The organism is Streptomyces subrutilus (assembly GCF_001746425.1).
GTDB lineage: Bacteria > Actinomycetota > Actinomycetes > Streptomycetales > Streptomycetaceae > Streptomyces > Streptomyces subrutilus_A.
Map to the genome: position 1 here is coordinate 6,203,033 of NZ_MEHK01000001.1, position 19,287 is coordinate 6,222,319.

At 73.1% G+C, this 19,287-nt stretch carries 18 protein-coding genes, 1 tRNA gene and 1 pseudogene; 13 read left to right on the plus strand and 7 right to left on the minus strand.

Features of this window, described 5'->3' with window-relative positions; all coding sequences use genetic code 11:
• Nucleotides 1–279: 279 nt before the first annotated feature.
• Both BGK67_RS28530 and BGK67_RS28535 read left to right on the plus strand, forming a co-directional pair.
• On the plus strand, nucleotides 280–633 hold the full coding sequence (locus BGK67_RS28530; RefSeq protein ID WP_069922765.1) for a DUF805 domain-containing protein: 354 nt from the start codon (nucleotides 280–282) through the stop codon (nucleotides 631–633).
• 203 nt (nucleotides 634–836) lie between these two features.
• Nucleotides 837–3,056 carry an NADP-dependent isocitrate dehydrogenase gene (locus BGK67_RS28535; protein ID WP_069922766.1) on the plus strand — a complete coding sequence of 740 codons (2,220 nt, stop codon included), beginning with the start codon at nucleotides 837–839 and terminating at the stop codon, nucleotides 3,054–3,056.
• 88 nt (nucleotides 3,057–3,144) lie between these two features.
• Here BGK67_RS28535 and BGK67_RS28540 read toward each other — a convergent pair whose 3' ends face one another.
• Nucleotides 3,145–3,351, minus strand: coding sequence for a hypothetical protein (locus BGK67_RS28540; RefSeq protein ID WP_069922767.1), 207 nt, complete (start codon nucleotides 3,349–3,351; stop codon nucleotides 3,145–3,147).
• 178 nt (nucleotides 3,352–3,529) lie between these two features.
• Here BGK67_RS28540 and BGK67_RS28545 point away from each other — a divergent pair, with 178 nt between their 5' ends.
• Together BGK67_RS28545 and BGK67_RS28550 are read left to right on the plus strand one after the other, a co-directional pair.
• Complete coding sequence (locus BGK67_RS28545) at nucleotides 3,530–5,248, plus strand: glycoside hydrolase family 71 protein (protein ID WP_244291334.1); 1,719 nt, start codon at nucleotides 3,530–3,532, stop codon at nucleotides 5,246–5,248.
• 123 nt (nucleotides 5,249–5,371) lie between these two features.
• On the plus strand, nucleotides 5,372–6,517 hold the full coding sequence (locus BGK67_RS28550) for an aminotransferase class V-fold PLP-dependent enzyme (RefSeq protein ID WP_069922769.1): 1,146 nt from the start codon (nucleotides 5,372–5,374) through the stop codon (nucleotides 6,515–6,517).
• Between the two features lie 21 nt (nucleotides 6,518–6,538).
• Here BGK67_RS28550 and cobF read toward each other — a convergent pair whose 3' ends face one another.
• A complete protein-coding gene (gene cobF / locus BGK67_RS28555; RefSeq protein ID WP_069922770.1) occupies nucleotides 6,539–7,291 on the minus strand; it encodes a precorrin-6A synthase (deacetylating) in 753 nt (250 codons plus the stop codon).
• Nucleotides 7,292–7,309: 18 nt separating this feature from the next.
• Between cobF and BGK67_RS28560 the strand changes: the two genes are divergently transcribed.
• The 4 genes and pseudogenes from BGK67_RS28560 to BGK67_RS28575 all read left to right on the plus strand — a co-directional run bounded on the left by BGK67_RS28560 (nucleotide 7,310) and on the right by BGK67_RS28575 (nucleotide 10,583).
• Nucleotides 7,310–8,065: a (Fe-S)-binding protein gene (locus BGK67_RS28560; protein ID WP_069922771.1), complete on the plus strand. Its 756-nt coding sequence runs from the start codon at nucleotides 7,310–7,312 to the stop codon at nucleotides 8,063–8,065.
• Nucleotides 8,062–9,531 carry a lactate utilization protein B gene (locus BGK67_RS28565; RefSeq protein WP_069922772.1) on the plus strand — a complete coding sequence of 490 codons (1,470 nt, stop codon included), beginning with the start codon at nucleotides 8,062–8,064 and terminating at the stop codon, nucleotides 9,529–9,531. Before BGK67_RS28560 ends, BGK67_RS28565 begins: the two co-directional genes overlap by 4 nt.
• Nucleotides 9,528–10,163 carry a LutC/YkgG family protein gene (locus BGK67_RS28570; protein WP_069922773.1) on the plus strand — a complete coding sequence of 212 codons (636 nt, stop codon included), beginning with the start codon at nucleotides 9,528–9,530 and terminating at the stop codon, nucleotides 10,161–10,163. The genes BGK67_RS28565 and BGK67_RS28570 overlap by 4 nt, the downstream gene beginning before the upstream one ends.
• Nucleotides 10,164–10,167: 4 nt before the next feature.
• A pseudogene (locus tag BGK67_RS28575) lies at nucleotides 10,168–10,583 on the plus strand (VOC family protein).
• Here BGK67_RS28575 and BGK67_RS28580 read toward each other — a convergent pair.
• Nucleotides 10,580–11,098: a DUF309 domain-containing protein gene (locus tag BGK67_RS28580; protein WP_069922774.1), complete on the minus strand. Its 519-nt coding sequence runs from the start codon at nucleotides 11,096–11,098 to the stop codon at nucleotides 10,580–10,582. The pseudogene BGK67_RS28575 and the gene BGK67_RS28580 overlap by 4 nt on opposite strands.
• A 108-nt stretch (nucleotides 11,099–11,206) precedes the next feature.
• On the opposite strand from BGK67_RS28580, the gene BGK67_RS28585 reads away from it, so the two are divergent.
• The 3 genes from BGK67_RS28585 (at nucleotide 11,207) to BGK67_RS28595 (ending at nucleotide 12,393) form a co-directional block, all read left to right on the plus strand.
• Nucleotides 11,207–11,280, plus strand: a tRNA-Pro gene (locus BGK67_RS28585).
• A 199-nt stretch (nucleotides 11,281–11,479) separates the two neighbouring features.
• Complete coding sequence (locus tag BGK67_RS28590; RefSeq protein WP_069922775.1) at nucleotides 11,480–11,851, plus strand: STAS domain-containing protein; 372 nt, start codon at nucleotides 11,480–11,482, stop codon at nucleotides 11,849–11,851.
• 86 nt (nucleotides 11,852–11,937) lie between these two features.
• Complete coding sequence (locus tag BGK67_RS28595; RefSeq protein WP_069922776.1) at nucleotides 11,938–12,393, plus strand: ATP-binding protein; 456 nt, start codon at nucleotides 11,938–11,940, stop codon at nucleotides 12,391–12,393.
• Here the strand turns inward: BGK67_RS28595 and BGK67_RS28600 are convergent.
• A complete protein-coding gene (locus tag BGK67_RS28600; protein ID WP_069922777.1) occupies nucleotides 12,371–12,961 on the minus strand; it encodes an isochorismatase family protein in 591 nt (196 codons plus the stop codon). The genes BGK67_RS28595 and BGK67_RS28600 overlap by 23 nt on opposite strands.
• Nucleotides 12,962–13,149: 188 nt before the next feature.
• On the opposite strand from BGK67_RS28600, the gene BGK67_RS28605 reads away from it, so the two are divergent.
• Nucleotides 13,150–14,190: an enoyl-CoA hydratase/isomerase family protein gene (locus BGK67_RS28605; protein ID WP_244291335.1), complete on the plus strand. Its 1,041-nt coding sequence runs from the start codon at nucleotides 13,150–13,152 to the stop codon at nucleotides 14,188–14,190.
• A gap of 21 nt (nucleotides 14,191–14,211) precedes the next feature.
• On the opposite strand, the gene BGK67_RS28610 is transcribed toward BGK67_RS28605, so the two are convergent.
• Nucleotides 14,212–16,473 carry an ATP-binding cassette domain-containing protein gene (locus tag BGK67_RS28610; protein WP_069922778.1) on the minus strand — a complete coding sequence of 754 codons (2,262 nt, stop codon included), beginning with the start codon at nucleotides 16,471–16,473 and terminating at the stop codon, nucleotides 14,212–14,214.
• Nucleotides 16,474–16,571: 98 nt separating this feature from the next.
• Here BGK67_RS28610 and BGK67_RS28615 point away from each other — a divergent pair, with 98 nt between their 5' ends.
• Complete coding sequence (locus BGK67_RS28615; protein ID WP_069922779.1) at nucleotides 16,572–17,339, plus strand: TetR/AcrR family transcriptional regulator; 768 nt, start codon at nucleotides 16,572–16,574, stop codon at nucleotides 17,337–17,339.
• A gap of 22 nt (nucleotides 17,340–17,361) precedes the next feature.
• Here the strand turns inward: BGK67_RS28615 and BGK67_RS28620 are convergent, their stop codons facing one another.
• A complete protein-coding gene (locus BGK67_RS28620) occupies nucleotides 17,362–18,228 on the minus strand; it encodes an AraC family transcriptional regulator (RefSeq protein ID WP_069922780.1) in 867 nt (288 codons plus the stop codon).
• 127 nt (nucleotides 18,229–18,355) lie between these two features.
• Nucleotides 18,356–19,279: an SDR family oxidoreductase gene (locus BGK67_RS28625; RefSeq protein WP_069922781.1), complete on the minus strand. Its 924-nt coding sequence runs from the start codon at nucleotides 19,277–19,279 to the stop codon at nucleotides 18,356–18,358.
• Between the last annotated feature and the right edge of the window lie 8 nt (nucleotides 19,280–19,287).

The window sequence follows — 19,287 nt, forward strand, 5'->3', positions numbered from 1 at the left end:
CGCAAACCGGCGGTCGAGCAGGGCCGGGCGGTAACGATGTGGACACTGATCCACGCGGGTTTCCCGGTGTGGAGCAGCCGCCCGGCGGGGACGTTTCGGACGTCTGCGGACACGGCGCCGTTCCGTGCCCCGGTCACCGCTCACCGCGTGCCGGATATCGTGCTGTGTGGCCGAATTGGGCCCTGGGGAACTGGCTTGACCCCGCTGTAAGGGCGGCATAAGTTCTGCCCCGGCTTGATCCAGCAGGACGGGCCGCACAACCGTCCTCTGGGGGGACCCGTGAAGCACTACACCGACGTTCTGAAGAAGTACGCCGACTTCTCCGGCCGCGCGCGCCGCCAGGAGTACTGGATGTTCTCGCTCATCCAGTCGGCCATCGTCATAGCCCTGGTCGTCCTCGACTTCGCGCTGGGGACGCTGCCGATCCTCACCCTCGTCTACACGCTCGGCACCCTCATCCCGAGCATCGCGGTCCTCGTCCGCCGTCTGCACGACCTCGGCAAGTCCGGCTGGTGGTACTTCATCGGCCTCGTCCCGCTCGTCGGCGGCATCTGGCTGCTCGTCCTGACGGCCACCGCGGGTCAGCAGGCGCCGAACGAGTACGGCCCGGACCCCAAGGCCTACCACGCCTGACCTGGGCTGACAGCCCGCACAGCCTGAGCGCCGCCCCGGCCGGAGACAGCCGTGGGCGGCGCTTTCGCCGTCCCCGGGGCCGGCGTGACTCGTGTCTCCCTCGGCTTGCGGCAGGGGGCTGTCCAGACCGACCCGATCACGAGATATCTTGATGTCGAGCAATGTTGCAGACGAGAGACGCAGACTGTGGAGCGGAGCATCCGGTGACTGACTCGACCATCATCTACACGCACACTGACGAGGCCCCGGCCCTCGCGACGTATTCGTTCCTGCCTGTGATCCAGGCGTACGCGTCGACGGCCGGTGTGAATGTCGAGACCCGAGACATCTCCCTGGCCGGTCGGATCATCGCCAGCTTCCCCGAGCACCTCGAGGAGAGCCAGCGGATCGCGGACGCCCTCGCCGAGCTCGGCGAGCTGGCGAAGACCCCCGAAGCCAACATCATCAAGCTGCCCAACATCTCGGCTTCGATCCCGCAGCTCAAGGCCGCGGTCGCCGAGCTCCAGAGCCAGGGTTACGCCCTCCCGGACTACCCGGACGACCCGAAGACCGACGAGGAGCGCGAGATCCGCGCCCGCTACGACAAGGTCAAGGGCAGCGCCGTCAACCCGGTCCTGCGCGAGGGCAACTCCGACCGCCGCGCCCCCGCCTCGGTCAAGAACTACGCCAAGGCCCACCCGCACCGCATGGGCGCCTGGAGCGCCGACTCGAAGACGAACGTCGCCACCATGGGCGAGAACGACTTCCGCTCCACCGAGAAGTCCACGGTGATCGCCGAGGCCGGCACCCTGCGCATCGAGCACGTGGACGCCGACGGCGCCACCACCGTCCTGCGCGAGTCCGTACCGGTCCTGGCCGGCGAGGTCGTGGACGCGTCCGTCCTGCACGTCGACGCGCTGCGCACCTTCCTGAACGCCCAGATCGAGCGGGCCAAGGCCGAGGACGTCCTGTTCTCCGTGCACCTCAAGGCCACGATGATGAAGGTCTCCGACCCGATCGTCTTCGGCCACGTGGTCCGCGCCTTCCTCCCGAAGACCTTCGCCCGCTACGGCGCCACCCTCGCGGCCGCCGGCCTGTCGCCCAACGACGGCCTCGGCGCGATCCTGAACGGCCTGGGCGCGCTGCCCGAGGGCGACGCGATCAAGGCCTCCATCGACGCCGAGATCGCCGAGGGCCCGGCCCTCGCGATGGTCGACTCGGACAAGGGCATCACCAACCTGCACGTTCCGTCCGACGTCATCGTCGACGCCTCGATGCCGGCCATGATCCGCACCTCCGGCCACATGTGGGGCCCGGACGGCAACGAGGCCGACACCCTCGCGGTCCTGCCGGACAGCAGCTACGCGGGCGTCTACCAGGTCGTCGTCGACGACTGCCGCGCGCACGGCGCCTACGACCCCTCCACCATGGGCTCGGTGCCGAACGTCGGCCTCATGGCCCAGAAGGCCGAGGAGTACGGCAGCCACGACAAGACCTTCGAGATCGCCACCGCGGGCACCGTCCGCCTGGTCGACGCCGAGGGCAACACGGTCCTGGAGCAGGAGGTCGCCGCCGGTGACATCTTCCGCGCCTGCCAGACCAAGGACGCGCCGATCCAGGACTGGGTCAAGCTCGCCGTCACCCGCGCCCGCGCCACCGGCGTCCCGGCCGTCTTCTGGCTGGACGAGGGCCGCGCGCACGACGCGCAGCTCATCGCCAAGGTGAAGACGTACCTGGCCGACCACGACACCGAGGGCCTGGACATCAAGATCCTGTCCCCGGTCGAGGCCACCGCGTTCTCCCTGGAGCGCATCCGCCGCGGCGAGGACACCATCTCGGTGACCGGCAACGTCCTGCGCGACTACCTGACCGACCTGTTCCCGATCCTGGAGCTGGGCACCAGCGCCAAGATGCTGTCGGTGGTCCCGCTGATGAACGGCGGCGGCCTCTTCGAGACGGGCGCCGGCGGCTCCGCCCCGAAGCACGTGCAGCAGCTGGTCAAGGAGAACTACCTGCGCTGGGACTCGCTCGGCGAGTTCCTCGCGCTGGCCGTCTCCTTCGAGCACCTCGCCACCACCACCGGCAACGCCCGCGCCCAGGTGCTGGCCGACACCCTGGACCGTGCGACGGGCACCTTCCTCAACGAGGACAAGTCCCCGAGCCGCAAGCTGGGCGGCATCGACAACCGCGGCAGCCACTTCTACCTCGCCCTGTACTGGGCGCAGGAGCTGGCCCGCCAGACCGACGACCCGAAGCTGGCGGCCGCCTTCGACCCGCTGGCCAAGACGCTGGCCGAGTCCGAGCAGAAGATCGTCGCCGAGCTGATCGCGGTCCAGGGTTCCCCGGCCGAGATCGGCGGCTACTACCAGCCCGACGCGGCCAAGGCCGCGGCGGTCATGCGCCCGTCCGCGACCCTCAACGAGGCGCTGGCCCTCCTCGGCTGACACCCGTGAACCCCGCGTGACGCGCTCCGCCCCGGCCGGCCCCGTGCCCGGCCGGGGCGGACCCGTGTCCGGCCCCCGTCCGGGCCCGTCAGAGCCGGTGGACCCGCTCCTCCGCGAAGCCCAGCGGATGGCGGCCGGCAGCCGGCAGCCGCAGGCCGGGCGCGCGGTGGAGCAGGTTCCGCAGCCAGTCCAGGGCCGCAGCGGTGAGCCGGTCGCTGCCGTCGAGGACGAGCAGCATGTCGCGCTCGGCCCGCCAGGACGCGGCGCCCGCCGTCGCGCACGGCGGGAAGGGCATGTCGCGCCGTAAGACCAGGGGAACGGCGCCCGCGCAGGCATGTCCCGTGCCCCTGCGGGCGCCTTGCCGATCAGGCGCCGACCGGCCCTGATCCCGGGAACGGTTGTCCGGGGGCCGGTCATGGGCTCTACTGCTGTGCAGCCCCCGCATCCGGGGGCACGGGCGGGGAGGGACCAGAATGAGAGCGGACCGGCGGACAGGGCGGCGGCCGGAGCGGGCGCAGCGGCCGGTGTCGCACCGGCACCGGACGGGATGGCGCGGCCGCAGGCCGCTGCTGACCCTGCTGATGTCCGCCTTCCTCCTCGTCGGGGCGTGCGCGGCCGCCGGCATCGCCTGGGACCCCTTCAACACGCCCTCCGCGCAAGCCGGTTCCGCCCCGCGGACCGACGCCCCGCAGACCACGGGCACGGGCGGCGCGCCCGGAACCGACGAGCCCGGAACGGAGGCCGCGCCGTCCGCCGGGAGCCCGGCGCCGACCAAGGGCGCGACCGCCGAGGCCAATCCCGGGGAAGCGACGGACACCGGGGCCGCGCGCCCCGCCGGGGCCCTGCCCTTCGACATGCCGCAACCCGCCGCCCTGCGCTCCGGCGCGGCGGGCCGCAAGCTGGTGTTCGCCCACTACTTCACCCCGTACCCGCTCTCCCTCGACAACGCGCGCGCGGACGGCGACTACTACGCCCGCCACTACCTGAACCCGGACGGCGAGAGCGGCAAGCACGGGAAGTACGGCGGTCTGCTGCGCGACCGGCCGCTGCCCGTCGAACCGAAGGCCGGCGACTGGGAGTACGCCAACCTCCAGCAGGAGGTGCGCACGGCCCGTGCGGCGGGCCTCGACGGGTTCACCCTCGACATGCTCTCCTTCTCGGGCCGGAACTGGGACCGCTGCAACCTGCTGATGGCGGCGGCCCGTTCGGTCGATCCCGCCTTCAAGATCATGCTGATGCCCGACATGACCTCGCTGAAGACCGACGACCCGGCCGTACTCGCCGAGGCGATCGCCAGGCTCGGCGCCGCCCCGGCCGCCCACCGCCTCCCCGACGGCCGGCTCGTCGTCTCCCCCTTCAAGGCGGAGGAGAAGAGCGCCGCGTGGTGGACCCGGGTCCTGGAGATCCTGCGGTCCGAGCACGGCGTCAAGACCGCGTTCGTCCCGCTCTTCCTCGACTTCGCCGCCCACGCCGACACGTTCGCCCCCATCAGCCACGGCTTCTCCGAGTGGGGCAGCCGCAGCTACGTCGGCCAGGAGGGCAACACCCGCGACGTCCGGAAGGCGCACGGCATGGGCAAGATCTGGATGCAGCCCGTCTCGGTCCAGGACGCGCGGCCCAACCAGGGCGTCTACGACGAGGCCGGCAACACCGCGACCCTGCGCTCCACGTGGACGCACGCCATCGAGGACGGGGCCGACTGGGTCCAGCTCACCACCTGGAACGACTACTCGGAGGGCACCCAGTTCGCGCCCTCCCTGCACAACGGGTACGCCTACCTGGACCTGACCTCCTACTACCTCACCCGGTTCAAGACCGGCAGCTGGCCGAAGATCGTCCGGGACACCCTGTACCTCACCGCCCGCACCCAGTTCGCGGCCGCCGACCCGACGGGCGGCCAGTCGCTGCTGATGGCCCCGCGCAAGGGCACCGCCGCGCCCCGGGACACGGTGGAGGTGCTCAGCTTCCTCGCCGGGCCCGCGGTCGTCCGTACGGCCGTCGGATCCGCGCAGGACACCCACGACGCCCCGGCCGGGGTGCACTCCGAGCTGCTGCCGCTGAAGCCCGGCACCGCCTCGGCGACGGTGGTGCGCGGCGGGAAGGACGGCACGCGGGTGCGGCTGCCCTACGCGGTGGACCGTACGGTGGAGGTCCAGGACCTCCAGTACTACGCGGCGACCAGCGGGCGGTAGAGGTCAGGGGGCGAGCGCATCCCGGCGGCAGGCCACCCTGTCGCGATTGGCCTTGTCGGGCCGGGCGCCGCCCCCTGCATGATCCGCAGGCAGCCCCCGCCGAACCCGTCACCCGGAGGTCCCGTGACCGAGCCCGCCACCCCGACCGCCTTCCCCGGCGGTGACGCCCTCTTCCGGCTGGACCCGGGCGTCACCCACCTCAACCACGGCTCCTACGGCGCGGTGCCCGTCCCCGTCCAGGAAGCCCAGGAGGCGCTGCGCGCCGAGGCCCACGCCGACCCCGACGCCTTCTTCAACGGGGTCGGCGAGCGGCTGGACGGGGCCCGCGGCCGGATCGCGGCCCGCCTCGGCGCGGACCCCGAGGGGATCGCGTTCATCTCCAACGCCACCGAGGGCGCGAACCTCGCGCTCGACGCCGTCCCGCTCGCCGAGGGCGACGAGATCCTGGTCACCGACCACGGCTACGGCACCGTGACCGCGGCGGCCGCCCGTCGCGCGCCCGTCACCACCGTGGCCCTGGACCCGCACCTGCCCGACGAGGACGCCGTGCGCGAGGCCGTGCTGGCGGCGCTCACGCCCCGCACCAAGGTGGCCCTGCTCGACCACGTCAGCTCACCCACCGCCCGCCTCGTCGCCGGCCCCCGGCTCCTCGCGGACCTCGCCGCGCGCGGGATCACCACCGTCGTCGACGGCGCCCACACCCCCGGCACACTGGCCGGGCCGATCGCCGCCGGCGCCGACTTCTGGTTCGGGAACCTGCACAAGTGGGGCTACGCCCCGTCCGGCAGCGCACTGCTCGCCGTGGCCCCCGCGCACCGGGCCCGCGTCAGGGCCCTGGTGCCCTCCTGGGAGGACCACCGCGGCTTCCCCCGCTCGGTCGAATACCGGGCGACCGCCGACTACACCGGCTGGCTCGCCGCCCCCGAGGGGCTCGACCTGCTCGAACGCCTGGGCGCCGCCCGGGTGCGGGCCCACAACAGCGCGCTCGCCGCCTACGGCGCGGACCTGCTCGCCCGGCTCCCCGGGTTCACCGCCCTCCCGCACACCCCCGGCCTCCCGATGCGCTCCGTACTGCTGCCGCCCGGCACCGCCGAGACCCAGGAGGCCGCCCGCGCCCTGCGCGAGGCACTCGCGGCGAAGCTCCGAATCCGGGTCCTGGTCTGGCCCCGGCCGGGCGGCGGGGGCCTGCGCGTCTGCGGGCAGGTCTACAACCACCCCGGGGAGTACGAACGCCTCGCCGCCGCCCTGCCCGCCTTCCTGGCCCGCTGACGCGGTGGCCGGCGGCCCGGCTCAGCCGCGCCGGAGCAGGTACGTGTCCATGATCCATCCCTTGCGGGCCCGGGCCTCGGTGCGCAGCTCCTCGATCCGCCCGGCGACGTCCGCGAGTTTCCCGGAGACCAGGATCTCGTCCGGGGTGCCGACATAGGCCCCCCAGTAGATGAACAGGTCCTGGTCCAGGTGGGCGGTGAAGGCGTGCCGCGCGTCCAGCATCACCACCACGTCGTCCACGCCGTCCGGCCAGCCCTCGGCCAGCCGCCGCCCGGTGGTGATCTGGACCGGCCGACCGACCCGGTTCAGGTTGGTCCGGTGCCGCGCCAGCAGCGCCGAGACACTGCTGATGCCCGGGACCACCTCGTGCTCGAAGGCCACCCGGCCCCGCTCCTGCACCTCGTCGAGGATCGCGAGCGTGGAGTCGTACAGCGAGGGGTCTCCCCACACCAGGAACGCCCCGGTCTCGCCCTCCGCCAGGTCCTCCGCGATGAACCGCTCGAAGATCTCGGCCCGCGCGCTGCGCCAGCCGTCCACCGTCGGCGCGTAGTCGGCCGGGGTGCGGTCCCGGTCCGGGTCGCGGCCCTCCACCAGCCGGTGGCCGGGGCGGGCGTGCTCGTCGAGCATCGCGCGCCGCAGCCCGGTCAGATCCGCCTTCTCCTCGCCCTTCTCCAGGATGAGGAATGCGTCCGCCGCGCCGATCGCCCTGACCGCCTGGAGGGTCAGATGGTCCGGGTCGCCCGCGCCTATGCCGATCACTGAGAACTTCTTCACGCCGCTATTCTGCCCGTCATGCGAGCCGCCCTGTTCGTCACCTGCGTCAACGACGCGCTCTACCCGCGCACGGGCATCGCCGTCGTACGCCTCCTGGAGCGGCTCGGCGTCACCGTGGACTTCCCGGCGGCCCAGACCTGCTGCGGGCAGCCGCAGTACAACACCGGCTACCGGCACGAGGCCGAACCGCTGGTGCGGCGCACGGCCGAGGCCTTCGCCGGGCACCCGTACGTGGTCACCCCCTCCGGTTCCTGCGCCGCGATGATCCGCGAGCACTACCCGCGCATCGGCCGGCGGGCGGCGGCCGAGGGGCGCGGCGGAGAGCTCGCCGCGCTCGCGCGGGAGCTGGCGCCGCGCGTGTACGAGCTGACCGAGTTCCTGGTCGACGTGCTCGGCGTGACCGACGTCGGCGCGTACTTCCCGCACACCGTCACCTACCACCCCTCCTGCCACGGACTGCGCGGTCTCGGGCTGGGTGACCGGCCGCGCCGCCTGCTGACCGCCGTCAGGGGCCTGGAGCTGGTCGAGCTGCCCGGCGCCGAGGAGTGCTGCGGCTTCGGGGGCACCTTCGCCGTCAAGAACCCCGACGTCTCGGCCGCCATGGGCACCGACAAGACCGCCGCCGCGGCCGCCACCGGCGCCCGGGTGCTGTGCGGCGCCGACAACTCCTGCCTGGCCCACCTCGACGGCCTGCTGCGTCGGGCCCGGTCCCCGCTGCGGACCCTGCACCTCGCCGAGATCCTGGCCGCCACCGAGGAGGAACCCCTGTCATGAGCGGCACGTACCTCGGCATGCCCGCGTTCCCCGAGGCGGCCCGCGAAGCCGTACGGGACGGCGTGCTGCGGGCCAACCTCCGCCACGCCACCCACACCATCCGCGGCAAACGGGCCCTGGCGGTCGCCGAACTGGCGGACTGGGACCGGCTGCGCGCCGCCGGCCGGGCGGTCAAGGACCACACCCTGCGCCACCTCGACCGCTACCTCCTCCAGCTGGAGGCCGCCGTGACCGCAGCGGGCGGCACGGTCCACTGGGCGGCCGACGCCGAGGAGGCCAACCGGATCGTGACGGAGCTGGTGCTCGCCACCGGCGAGCGGGAGCTGGTCAAGGTCAAGTCCATGGCCACCCAGGAGATCGGGCTGAACGAGGCGCTCCAGGCCGCCGGGATCACCGCGTACGAGACCGATCTCGCCGAGCTCATCGTCCAGCTCGGCCATGACCGGCCCTCGCACATCCTGGTCCCGGCGATCCACCGCAACCGCGGCGAGATCCGCGACATCTTCCGCACCGAGATGGGCCGTTGGGGACGCCCGGCCCCCGAACCGCTCGGCGACGACCCCCGCGAACTCGCCGAGGCGGCCCGCCTGCACCTGCGGGAGAAGTTCCTGCGGGCCGAAGTCGCCGTGTCCGGAGCCAATTTCATGGTCGCCGAGACCGGCACCATGGTCGTCCTCGAATCCGAGGGCAACGGCCGGATGTGCCTGACCCTGCCCGAAACCCTCATCTCCGTCGTCGGCGTGGAGAAGGTCGTCCCGACCTTCCGCGACCTGGAGATCTTCCTGCAGACGCTGCCCCGCTCCTCGACGGCCGAGCGGATGAACCCCTACACGACGATGTGGACCGGCACCACGGACGGTGACGGACCCTCCGCCTTCCACCTCGTCCTGCTCGACAACGGACGCACCGACACCCTCGCCGACCCAGTGGGCCGCCAGGCCCTGCGGTGCATCCGCTGCTCCGCCTGCCTCAACGTCTGCCCGGTCTACGAACGCGCCGGCGGCCACGCCTACGGGTCCGTCTACCCGGGCCCCATCGGCGCCATCCTCAGCCCCCAACTGCGCGGCACCGCCGACGCGATCGACGCCTCGCTGCCCTACGCCTCCACCCTGTGCGGCGCCTGCTACGAGGTCTGCCCCGTCGCCATCGACATCCCCGAGGTCCTCCTCCACCTGCGCGAACGGGTGGCCCAGGGCGGCCCCGTGACCCGCGACGGCATCCGCGTACGGATCCGCCCGGCGCACGGCCACACCGCCGAACGGGCCGCCATGCGGGCCGCCCGGCTGCTGCTGGGCCACCCGGGGGCCCTGCGCGCGGGCGAACGCCTGCTGGCCCGCGCCCGCCGGCTGCGCCCGCGCCGGCTGCCGGGCCCCGGGCGGGCCTGGACCGACAGCCGCGAACTGCCCGCCGTCCCCGCTGAGTCCTTCCGCGACTGGTGGGCCCGGGAACGGGAGGCCTGCCGATGAGCAGCAGGGACCGCATCCTGGCCCGCGTCCGGCGGGCGGTGGGAGAGCGCGGGCCGGAACCGGAGATCCCCCGCGACTACCTGCGCGTCCACGGCGTCCGCACGCCCGCCGAGAGCACCGACCTGCTCGCCGCCCACCTCGCCGAGTACCGGGCGAAGGTCCACCGCACCGACGAGGACGGACTGCCGCCGCTGCTGACGCGGCTCCTCGCCGAGCGCGGCTGTGAGACGGTCCTCGTACCGCCCGCCCTGCCCCCGCACTGGCTGGCGGCGGCGGCGGGCCCGGTCCGGATCCACGACCGCGCCGCATCCACCCCCTCCGAACTCGACCGCGTGGACAGCGTCGTGACCGGCTGCGCCCTGGCCGTCGCCGAGACCGGCACGATCGTCCTCGACGGCGGCCCCGACCAGGGCCGGCGCCGCATCACCCTGATCCCGGACCACCACATCTGCGTGGTCCGCGTGCCGGATCAGGTGGTGGACTCCGTACCGCAGGCGCTCGAACGCCTCGACCCGGTACGCCCGCTGACCTGGATCTCCGGCCCCTCGGCCACCAGCGACATCGAACTCGACCGGGTGGAGGGCGTACACGGCCCCCGCACCCTGGAGGTGGTCCTGCTCGGCGCACAATGAGCGCATGTCATCCCACATCGCCCTCACCGCCCTCGTGGTCCGCGACTACGACGAGGCCATCGACTTCTCCACCCGCGCCCTCGGCTTCGACCCCGCAGAGGACACCGCCCGCCCCGGGGGCACCTCCCGGCGGTAGCCGGGGGAGGGTCCTGGTGGGTCGTGGGCCGCCCGCCCGGCGCCAAGGAGGCCGCCCTGCTGCTGGCCCGCGCCGAGGACGAGGTCCAGCGCTCCCGTGTCGGCGACCAGACCGGCGGCCGCGTCGGCTTCTTCCTCCACACCGACCACTTCGCCCGCGACCACGCCCGGATGACCGCCGAGGGCGTCCGCGTGCCGGAGGAGCCGCGCCACGAGGCGTACGGCTCCGTCGCCGTCTTCGAGGACCTGTACGGAAACCGCTGGGACCTGGTGCAGCCCGCCTAGCCGCCGGGGGCGCCCCGGCGGCCGGCCAGCGCGGGGGCCTCGGCCGCCGCGTCCACGGGCTCCCCGGCCGCCACCCGCCCCGCCAGGGCCCGGGCCCATACGACCAGCCCCGCCACGTCGATCCCGTACGCGTCCCCCCGCCCGGCCAGGGCCTCGGCCCCGCGGCGCAGCAGCCGCGCCCCGCCGACCGCGTTGCCGCGCGCCGCGTGCGTCAGGCCGACCGCCAGTTGCGCGAGGCCGCGCCAGAGCGGGGCCGCCTCCTCCGGGCCCGACTTCCAGGCGTCCTCGAACACCTCGTGCGCGTGGAAGGGCATCCCGGCGTCCAGCAGCCGCTGCGCCTGCGCGACCGTCTCCGCGGGCGAGCGCACCACCCCCTCGGGCTGCCGCTCCACCCCGGCCGCCCCGTAGGGCAGCGGCCGCCCCAGGCCGTCCCGGGGCCGTGCGCTGCGCGCCCGCCCCTCGGCGTCCCTGTCCCTGGCCTTGTCCCTGTCCCGGTTCTCGTCCGTTGCGTTCACCACGTCATCTTCGCCGCCGCCGATTACCGGTGCATGAACACCCCTCGGCGTGGGGTAATGTTCTGCATGTGCCGCCGGGACGGGGGAAACCCCAGGTCGCAGGCGCAACGGGACGTGGCGCAGCTTGGTAGCGCACTTGACTGGGGGTCAAGGGGTCGCAGGTTCAAATCCTGTCGTCCCGACTTTTCGAAGTCGCAGGTCGTGGGGCCGTTTCGGAGCAATCCGAAACGGCCCCACGGTCGTTTCCGGGCCCGGGCGGAGGGCGCCGCGCGCAGGCCCGCCGCTCGGGTCTGGGCGCCCGATGTTTCGGCCGCCCCCGTCGGAGGCGTATCCGCGCGGCTTCTGGGCAGGTGCAAGGACAGAACGGAAGGGTGATGAGGGATGGTTCCGGAAGCGGACAACGAGCGCTTCACCGTCGCGGTCCAGCACGTGGACGGAGCCGTCGTCATCGAGCTGGCGGGGGAGCTGGACCACGACACGGCCCAGCCCCTGCGTGAGGCCCTCGACACGGCGGTCGTCCACGGCGGGCGGCTGCTGGTGGATCTGGCGGGACTGGGGTTCTGCGACTCCACCGGGCTGAACGTGCTGCTGCACGGCAGACTCTCGGCCCTGGAGGCCGGGGGCAGCGTGGAGCTGGCCGGCCTGCGGGGCTCCGTGGCCCGGATGTTCCGCATCACGGGCGCCGACGGGATCTTCCCCGTGTACGCCGATGTGGCCGACGCGCTCAACGGCACGAACGGTCCGCGGGGCTAGGACCACCGCGCACGGGTGTCCGGGTCCGGCCATGGGCCAAAGACAGCTACTGCTACTGCACGTCGACACCGAGGAGTCGGAGCGCCATGGAACAGCGGGGGTCACCCGACCGGACCTGGTACCTGGTACTGGACGGGGCCACCGATGTCGTGACCCGCAGCAGGGACTTCGCGCGCCGGGCCCTCGCCGCCTGGCACTGGCTCCCGGCCGCGACGCAGGAGGAGCGGGACGCGGCCGACGACGTGCTCCTGCTGGTCTCCGAGGTGGTGGCGAACGCCTGTCTGCACGGCGGCGGGCCGAGTGCGCTGCTGCTGGACTGCGACGAAGAGCGGCTGCGCATCGAGGTGACCGACGGGAACCCGGCGCCACCGGTCCCGGTGCGGGCGGGCCCGGGCGCGCGGCGCGGTCAGCCCGGCGGGCACGGGCTGCTGATAATGGACCGGCTGGCACGCAGGTGGGGCACCCGGCCGGGGCCACACGGCAAGTGCGTCTGGCTCGAGGTGGCCGCGCCCGCAGGCGTCAGGAATCCAGAGCCGCGATGATCTGCTCGGTGGTGGCCACCCTGCCGATGCGCGGGAAGATCTTGCCGAAGGTGTGGGCGTGGGAGTCGGCGTCCAGGTCGGCGGTCGCGTCCTCCGCGAACACCAGGTCGTAGCTCAGCTCCCAGGCCGTACGGGCGGTGGACTCGACCCCGGCGCTGGTGGAGATCCCCGCCAAAACGATGCGGTGGATACCGCGCCGGCGCAGCTGGAGGTCGAGCTCGGTACCGGTGAAGGCACCCCAGTGGCGCTTGGTGACGACCACGTCCCCGAGCGCGGCGAGCTCCGCCGGGATCTCCGAGAACGCGGGTGGCGGGGCGGCGGTCGGCCCCGGGCGGTCCACATCGGCCGTGGGCAGGTCGCCGCTGTCGGGGGACCAGGCGACCTTGACCAGGACCACGGGCAGCCGGCGGGCGCGGAACGCCTCGGCGAGGGCGATCCCGTGTTTGAGGATGCCGTCGGAGGGCCTGGCCGTGGGCAGGCCCAGGATGCCGGTCTGCAGGTCGATGAGGACGAGGGCGGTGTCGGTCCCGAGGGTGAGGCGGGTCGGGTCGGCGCTGGGGTCGGCCATGGGGCTCCTTCGGGAGAAACGCGGACATGGTGCCGGCGCTGCACGGGCGACCTTACCGATCACCCACCTCCCTGGAATGGGAACGCATGTACGAATGGCGGCCCCCGGCCTCAGCCGACCCCGTCCCCGGCCGGTCCGGAGGCGGCCCGCCGGGCCCGTCCCCGCCGCTGAGCTCCATACTGGCCGGTGTGAAGATCGAAGACGATACCGTCCTGTTCGACATCGAGGGCCGGACCGCGGTGATCACCCTCAACCGCCCCAAGGCCCTCAACGCGCTCACCCACCCCATGGTGCGGCGCATGGCCGAAGCCCTGGCGGCCTGGGAGCGGGACCCCGTCGTCCATCAGGTGCTCGTGCGCGGCGCCGGGGAGCGCGGGCTGTGCGCGGGCGGGGACATCCGGGCCATCCACGACGACGCCAAGGCCGGGACCACCGCCTCCGCGGAGTTCTGGCGCGACGAGTACCGCCTCAACGCCCGCATCGCCCGCTACCCCAAGCCGTACGTCGCCCTCATGGACGGCATCGTCATGGGCGGCGGAGTCGGCGTCTCGGCCCACGGCGGCGTCCGCGTCGTGACCGAGCGCTCCCGCGTGGCCATGCCCGAGACCGGGATCGGCTTCGTCCCCGACGTCGGCGGGACCTGGCTGCTCGGCCGCGCGCCCGGCCGGCTCGGCACCCATCTCGCCCTCACCGGCGCGGCCGTGGGCGCCGCCGACGCGCTGCTGTGCGGACTCGCCGACCACTTCGTCCCCGCCGCCCGGCTGCCGGAGCTGGCCGCCGACCTCGCCGAGGCCCCCGTCCACGAGGTGCTGCCGCGCCACACGGCCGCGCCCCCGCCCGGTGAACTCGCCGCCCGGCGGCCCTGGATCGACCGCTGCTACGCGGCGGACACCGTCGAGGAGATCGTCGAGCGGCTGCTCGCCGACGGGGACCCGGCCGCCAAGGAGGCCGCCGAGACCGTCCTGGCCAAGTCCCCGACCGCGCTGAAGGTCACCCTCGCGGCGCTGCGCCGGGCCGCCGCCCTCGGCTCGCTGGAGGAGGCGCTCGTCCAGGAGTTCCGGGTCTCGTGCAACGCCCTGGCCTCGCCCGACCTGGTGGAGGGCATCCGCGCCCAGGTCGTCGACAAGGACCGCCGTCCGCGCTGGTCGCCGCCCGCCTTGGCGGACGTGGCCGGCGCGGACGTGGAGCGGCACTTCGCGCCGCTCGCGGGCGGCGACCTGGTGCTGTGAGCCCGGGCCGTCCGGCCCGGCCTACGAGCCGACGTACTCGCGCAGGTGGCGCGCGGTCAGCGTGTCGGCGTCGGCCACCAGGGCGGCCGGGGTCCCCTCGAAGACGACCTCGCCGCCGGCGTGGCCGCCGCCCGGACCGATGTCGATCAGCCAGTCGGCGTGCGCCATCACCGCCTGGTGGTGCTCGATGACGATCACCGAGTTCCCGTTGTCGACGAGCCGGTCCAGCAGGGCGAGGAGCTTGTCCACATCGGCCATGTGCAGCCCGGTCGTCGGCTCGTCGAGGATGTAGACCGAGGACTTCTCCGCCATGTTGACGGCCAGCTTGACCCGCTGCCGCTCGCCGCCCGACAGGGTGTTGAGCGGCTGGCCGAGCCGCAGGTAGCCCAGCCCCACGTCGACGAGCCGGCCCAGGATCGTCCGCGCCTGCCCGGTGGTGAAGAACTCGTGCGCCTCCGCCACCGGCATGTCCAGCACCTCGCTGATGTTCTTGCCGCGCAGGGTGTAGGTGAGCACCTCCGGCGTGAACCGGCGCCCCTCGCACTCCTCGCAGACCGAGGCCACCCCGGCCATCATCGCCAGGTCGGTGTAGACCAGCCCCAGGCCGTTGCACTTGGGGCAGGCGCCCTCAGAATTGGCGCTGAACAGGGCCGCCTTGACCCCGTTCGCCTTGGCGAAGGCCGTCCGGACGGGGTTCAGCAGCCCCGTGTACGTCGCCGGGTTCGACCGGCGCGAGCCACGGATCGGCGACTGGTCGGCCACCACCACCCCGTCCCGCCCGGCGAGGTACCCGTGGATCAGCGAACTCTTCCCGGAACCGGCCACCCCGGTCACCACCGCCAGCACCCCCAGCGGCACCTCCACGCTGACGTCCTTCAGGTTGTGCAGGCCGGCGCCCTTGACCGACAGGTGGCCGCGCGGGGTGCGCACCCGCTCCCGCAGCCGCGCCCGGTGCCCGAGGTGGCGCCCGGTCAGGGTCCCGGAGGCGCGCAGCCCGGCCACGTCCCCGCTGTAGCAGAGCTGCCCGCCCGCCGTGCCCGCGCCCGGGCCCAGGTCCACGACGTGGTCGGCGATGGCGATGACCTCGGGCTTGTGCTCGACGACGAGCACGGTGTTGCCCTTGTCGCGCAGCCGCAGCAGCAGGTCGTTCATGCGCCGGATGTCGTGCGGGTGCAGACCGGTGGTCGGCTCGTCGAAGACGTACGTGATGTCGGTCAGCGAGGAGCCGAGGTGGCGGACCATCTTCACGCGCTGGGCCTCGCCGCCGGAGAGGGTGGCCGACTGGCGGTCCAGGCTGAGGTAGCCGAGGCCGATCTCGACGAGGGAGTCCAGCAGGTCCCGGAGGCTCGCGAGCAGCGGCGCCACCCCGGGGTCGTCGATCCGGCGGACGAAGGCGGCCAGGTCGCTGATCTGCATCGCCGAGCACTCGGCGATGTTCACCCCGTCGATGCGCGAGGAGAGGGCGGCCGCGGACAGGCGGGTGCCGCCGCAGTCGGGGCAGTCGGCGAAGACCACGGCGCGGTCCACGAAGGAGCGGATGTGGGGCTGCATGGACTCGCGGTCCTTGGCCAGGTAGGTGCGCTGGATCTTGGTGATCAGGCCCTCGTAGGTGAAGTTGTTCGGCCCGACCTTCACCTTCACCGGGCCCTTGTGCAGGAAGTCGGCCCACTCCCGCTCGGTGAAGTCCTTCAGCTTCGTGTCGGGGGAGTAGAAGCCGCTGTTCGCCATGACCTGCCAGTACCAGGAGTCGACGGCGAAGCCCGGCACGGTGATGGCGCCCTCCTTGAGGGAGAGTTCGCGGTCCACGAGCTGGTCCACGGCGATGTCGGAGACCTGGCCGATGCCCTCGCAGCGCTGGCACATGCCGTCCGGCGTGTTGAAGCTGAAGGCGGTGGACGTGCCGACGTGGGGGACGCCGAGCCGCGAGAAGATGATCCGCAGCATGGTGTAGGCGTCGGTGGCGGTGCCGACCGTGGAGCGGGAGTTCGCCCCCATGCGCTCCTGGTCGACGACGATGGCGGCGCTCAGGTTGTGCAGCCCGTCCACGTCCGGGCGGCCCAGGCTCGGCATGAAGGACTGGATGAAGGCCGTGTACGTCTCGTTGATCATGCGCTGCGACTCGGCGGCGATGGTGCCGAAGACGAGGGAGGACTTCCCGGAGCCTGAGACACCGGTGAAGACGGTGAGCCGGCGCTTGGGGATGTCCAGGGAGATGTCGGCGAGGTTGTTCTCCCGCGCTCCGCGGACCTGGATGACCTGATGGCTGTCGGCGGCGATGTGCACGGAACTCCTCGCATGGCGTGGCGGTGTCTCGGCTTACTTTATACACTGTACTCTATACGTCGTAGTGTGTTTTTTTCGTCGAGACCGGGAGGGCCGAGATGGCGAGGGACCGCAGTGGTGCGGGGGATCCCGCCCGGACGCTGGAGCTGCTGTGGCGCGGGCCCGGCCACCCGGCGCATCCGGGGCGGCGCGGGCCGCGGCAGGGGCTCAGCGTGGACGCGGTCGTCCACGCCGCGATCACCCTCGCCGACGCGGAGGGACTGGCCGCGCTGACCATGCGGGCGCTGGCCCAGCGCCTCGGGGTGACACCGATGACCCTGTACACGTACGTACCCGGGAAGGCCGAGCTGCTCGACCTGATGCTGGACGAGGCGTACCGGACCATGGACCGCGCCCGGCCGGAGACGGACGCGCCGGAGCCCTGGCAGGCGCGCGTCAGCCGCGTCGCCGAGGACAACCGGGCCCTGCTCGCCCGCCACCCCTGGATCGCGGACCTCTCCGTCATCCGCCCGCCGCTGGGCCCCGGCGTGATCGCCAAGTACGAGTACGAACTGGCGGCCTTCGACGGCATCGGCCTCACCGACGTCGAGATGGACGCCGCCCTGACCCACCTCCTCGCCTTCGTCCACGCCGGGGCGCGGGCCGCCGCCGACGCCGCCGAGCACAACAGGCGCCAGAGCGACGAGGAGTGGTGGGCCGTCAGCGCGCCCCTGCTGGAGCGGGCCGTCGACCCCGCCCGCTACCCGCTCGCCGGCCGCGTCGGCAGCGCGGTCGGCGCCTACGACCCCGCCACGGCCTGGGCCTTCGGCCTGCGCTGCGTCCTCGACGGACTGGCCCGCCGCATCGAGCCGCGGCCCGGGTCCTGAGGCGCCGGCCGCGCGCCACCGTTCAGAGCGCGGTCCGCTCCACCGGGATCCACAGCTCCGCGTCCGCCTGCGCGGCGTCCTGCGACAGCCGCACCCGCAGGATCTCGGGGCCCGGCCGGCTCCGGTACGGATTGGACGGGAACCACTGCGTGAACACGTCCCGCCACAGGTACTGGAGCGCCTGCGGAAACGTCCCGGAGCTCTCGAAGACGGCCCACGTCCCGGCCGGAACCGTCAGCGCGTCCATGTCCTCGGGCACGGCGGCCCGCGTCACCACCCCGTGGAAGTAGTCGAGCTCGGTTCCCTCCGCCCGACTCGGGTCGATGTTCCCGCTCACCCCCACGATCCCCCGCGGCTCCTGATCGGACAGCCGCTCCATGCGCCGCAGCGTCTCCTGCCCGATGCCCCGGATGAAGTCGGCGATGGCGGGGTTCACCCCCTCGTGCACGAGGGGCACGCGCGCCTTCCTGCCGACCATCCGGAACTCGTCCTTCTCCACGACCCGGTACCGCATACTGCTGCTCCCTTCGACGGTGAGGCGGAAGGACAGCCGTGGCTGGGACCGCAGACTCGCACCGGACCGCCTGGCCTCGCCGGGACCGACGCCGTGCACGGCGCGGAACGCACGCGCGAACGCCTCCCCCGACGTGTAGCCGTAGCGCACCGCGATCTCCAGCAGTGTCCGGTCCCCGGCCAGCACCTCGGCGCCGGCGATCGTGAGCCGCCTGCGCCGGACGTACTCCGACAGCGGCATCCCCGCCAGCGCGGAGAACAGCCGCCGGAAGTGGTACTCCGACGTCGCCACGATGCGCGCCAGTTCGGCCGCCTCGATCCGCCCGTCGAGGCGGGCCTCGATGTGCTCCATGGCCTGGTTCAGCCGCTCCAGCACCCCGGCCTCCTTCCCTTTCGCTGCCTCACGTTAGGCAGGAACCACCCCGCCGGACCCGACATCCTGTGCCCGGTCCGGTCGGGTACGAAGAGCCCGCCAGGGCGTCGCGGCCGTGCGGCCAGGCCGTCTAGCGGTAGCCGGCGGTGTCCGCCGGGCGGCCCGGGTCCTGGACCTCGACCAGGTAGCGCCAGCAGTCCGGGCGGCTGCCGTCGAGATCCGTGAACCCGTACACCCCGGCGAGCTGCCCGCTGGACAGGGACTGACCGTTCCAGCGCGCCCGCTCCGGGTCCGCGGCGAGCGCCGCGACCGCCCGGCCCACGTACGACGGGGTCTCGGAGATGGCGAAGTGCGGGACCTTGTCCAGCGCGTCCCGCCAGTTCTCCTCCGTCACACCGAAGTGGTCGAGCATCATCTCCGAACGCAGCCATCCCGGGGTCAGCGCCACCGCCGTGGCCCCGCGCGGCCCCAGCTCGTGCCCCAGCGCGAACGCCATGCGCAGCACGGAGGACTTCGCGAGGTCGTAGAAGAACGACACCCGGTAGGCGGCGGCGTTGTACTCGGCGGTGCCGTCCGTCATCTCCACCACCAGCCCGCCCGGCCGGCGCAGCAGCAGGGGCAGGGCGAAGTGGCTGGTGACGGCGTGGGTCTCGACCGCGAGCCGCAGCAGCCGCAGCCCCTTGTCCAGATCGTGCTCCCAGACCGTGCTGTCCCACTCGAAGAGGTGCTCGCCGCCCCAGATGTCGTTGACCAGGACGTCCAGACGCCCCTGCTCGCCGTCGATCCGCCCCACCAGGGCCTCGACCTCGGCCGGCACCAGGTGGTCGGCCACCACCGCGATGCCGCGGCCGCCCGCCGCCGTCACCAGCTCGGCCGTCTCCTCGATCGTCTCCGGCCGGTCGTACTCGGAGCGTGCGTTCCGGGAACTGCGCCCCGATACGTACACGGTGGCGCCCTGCGCGCCCAGCTGGACCGCGATGCCCCGGCCCGCGCCCCGCGTCGCCCCGGCCACCAGGGCGACCTTGCCTTCGAGTGTGCTCTGTGCTTCAGCCATGCGGCCGA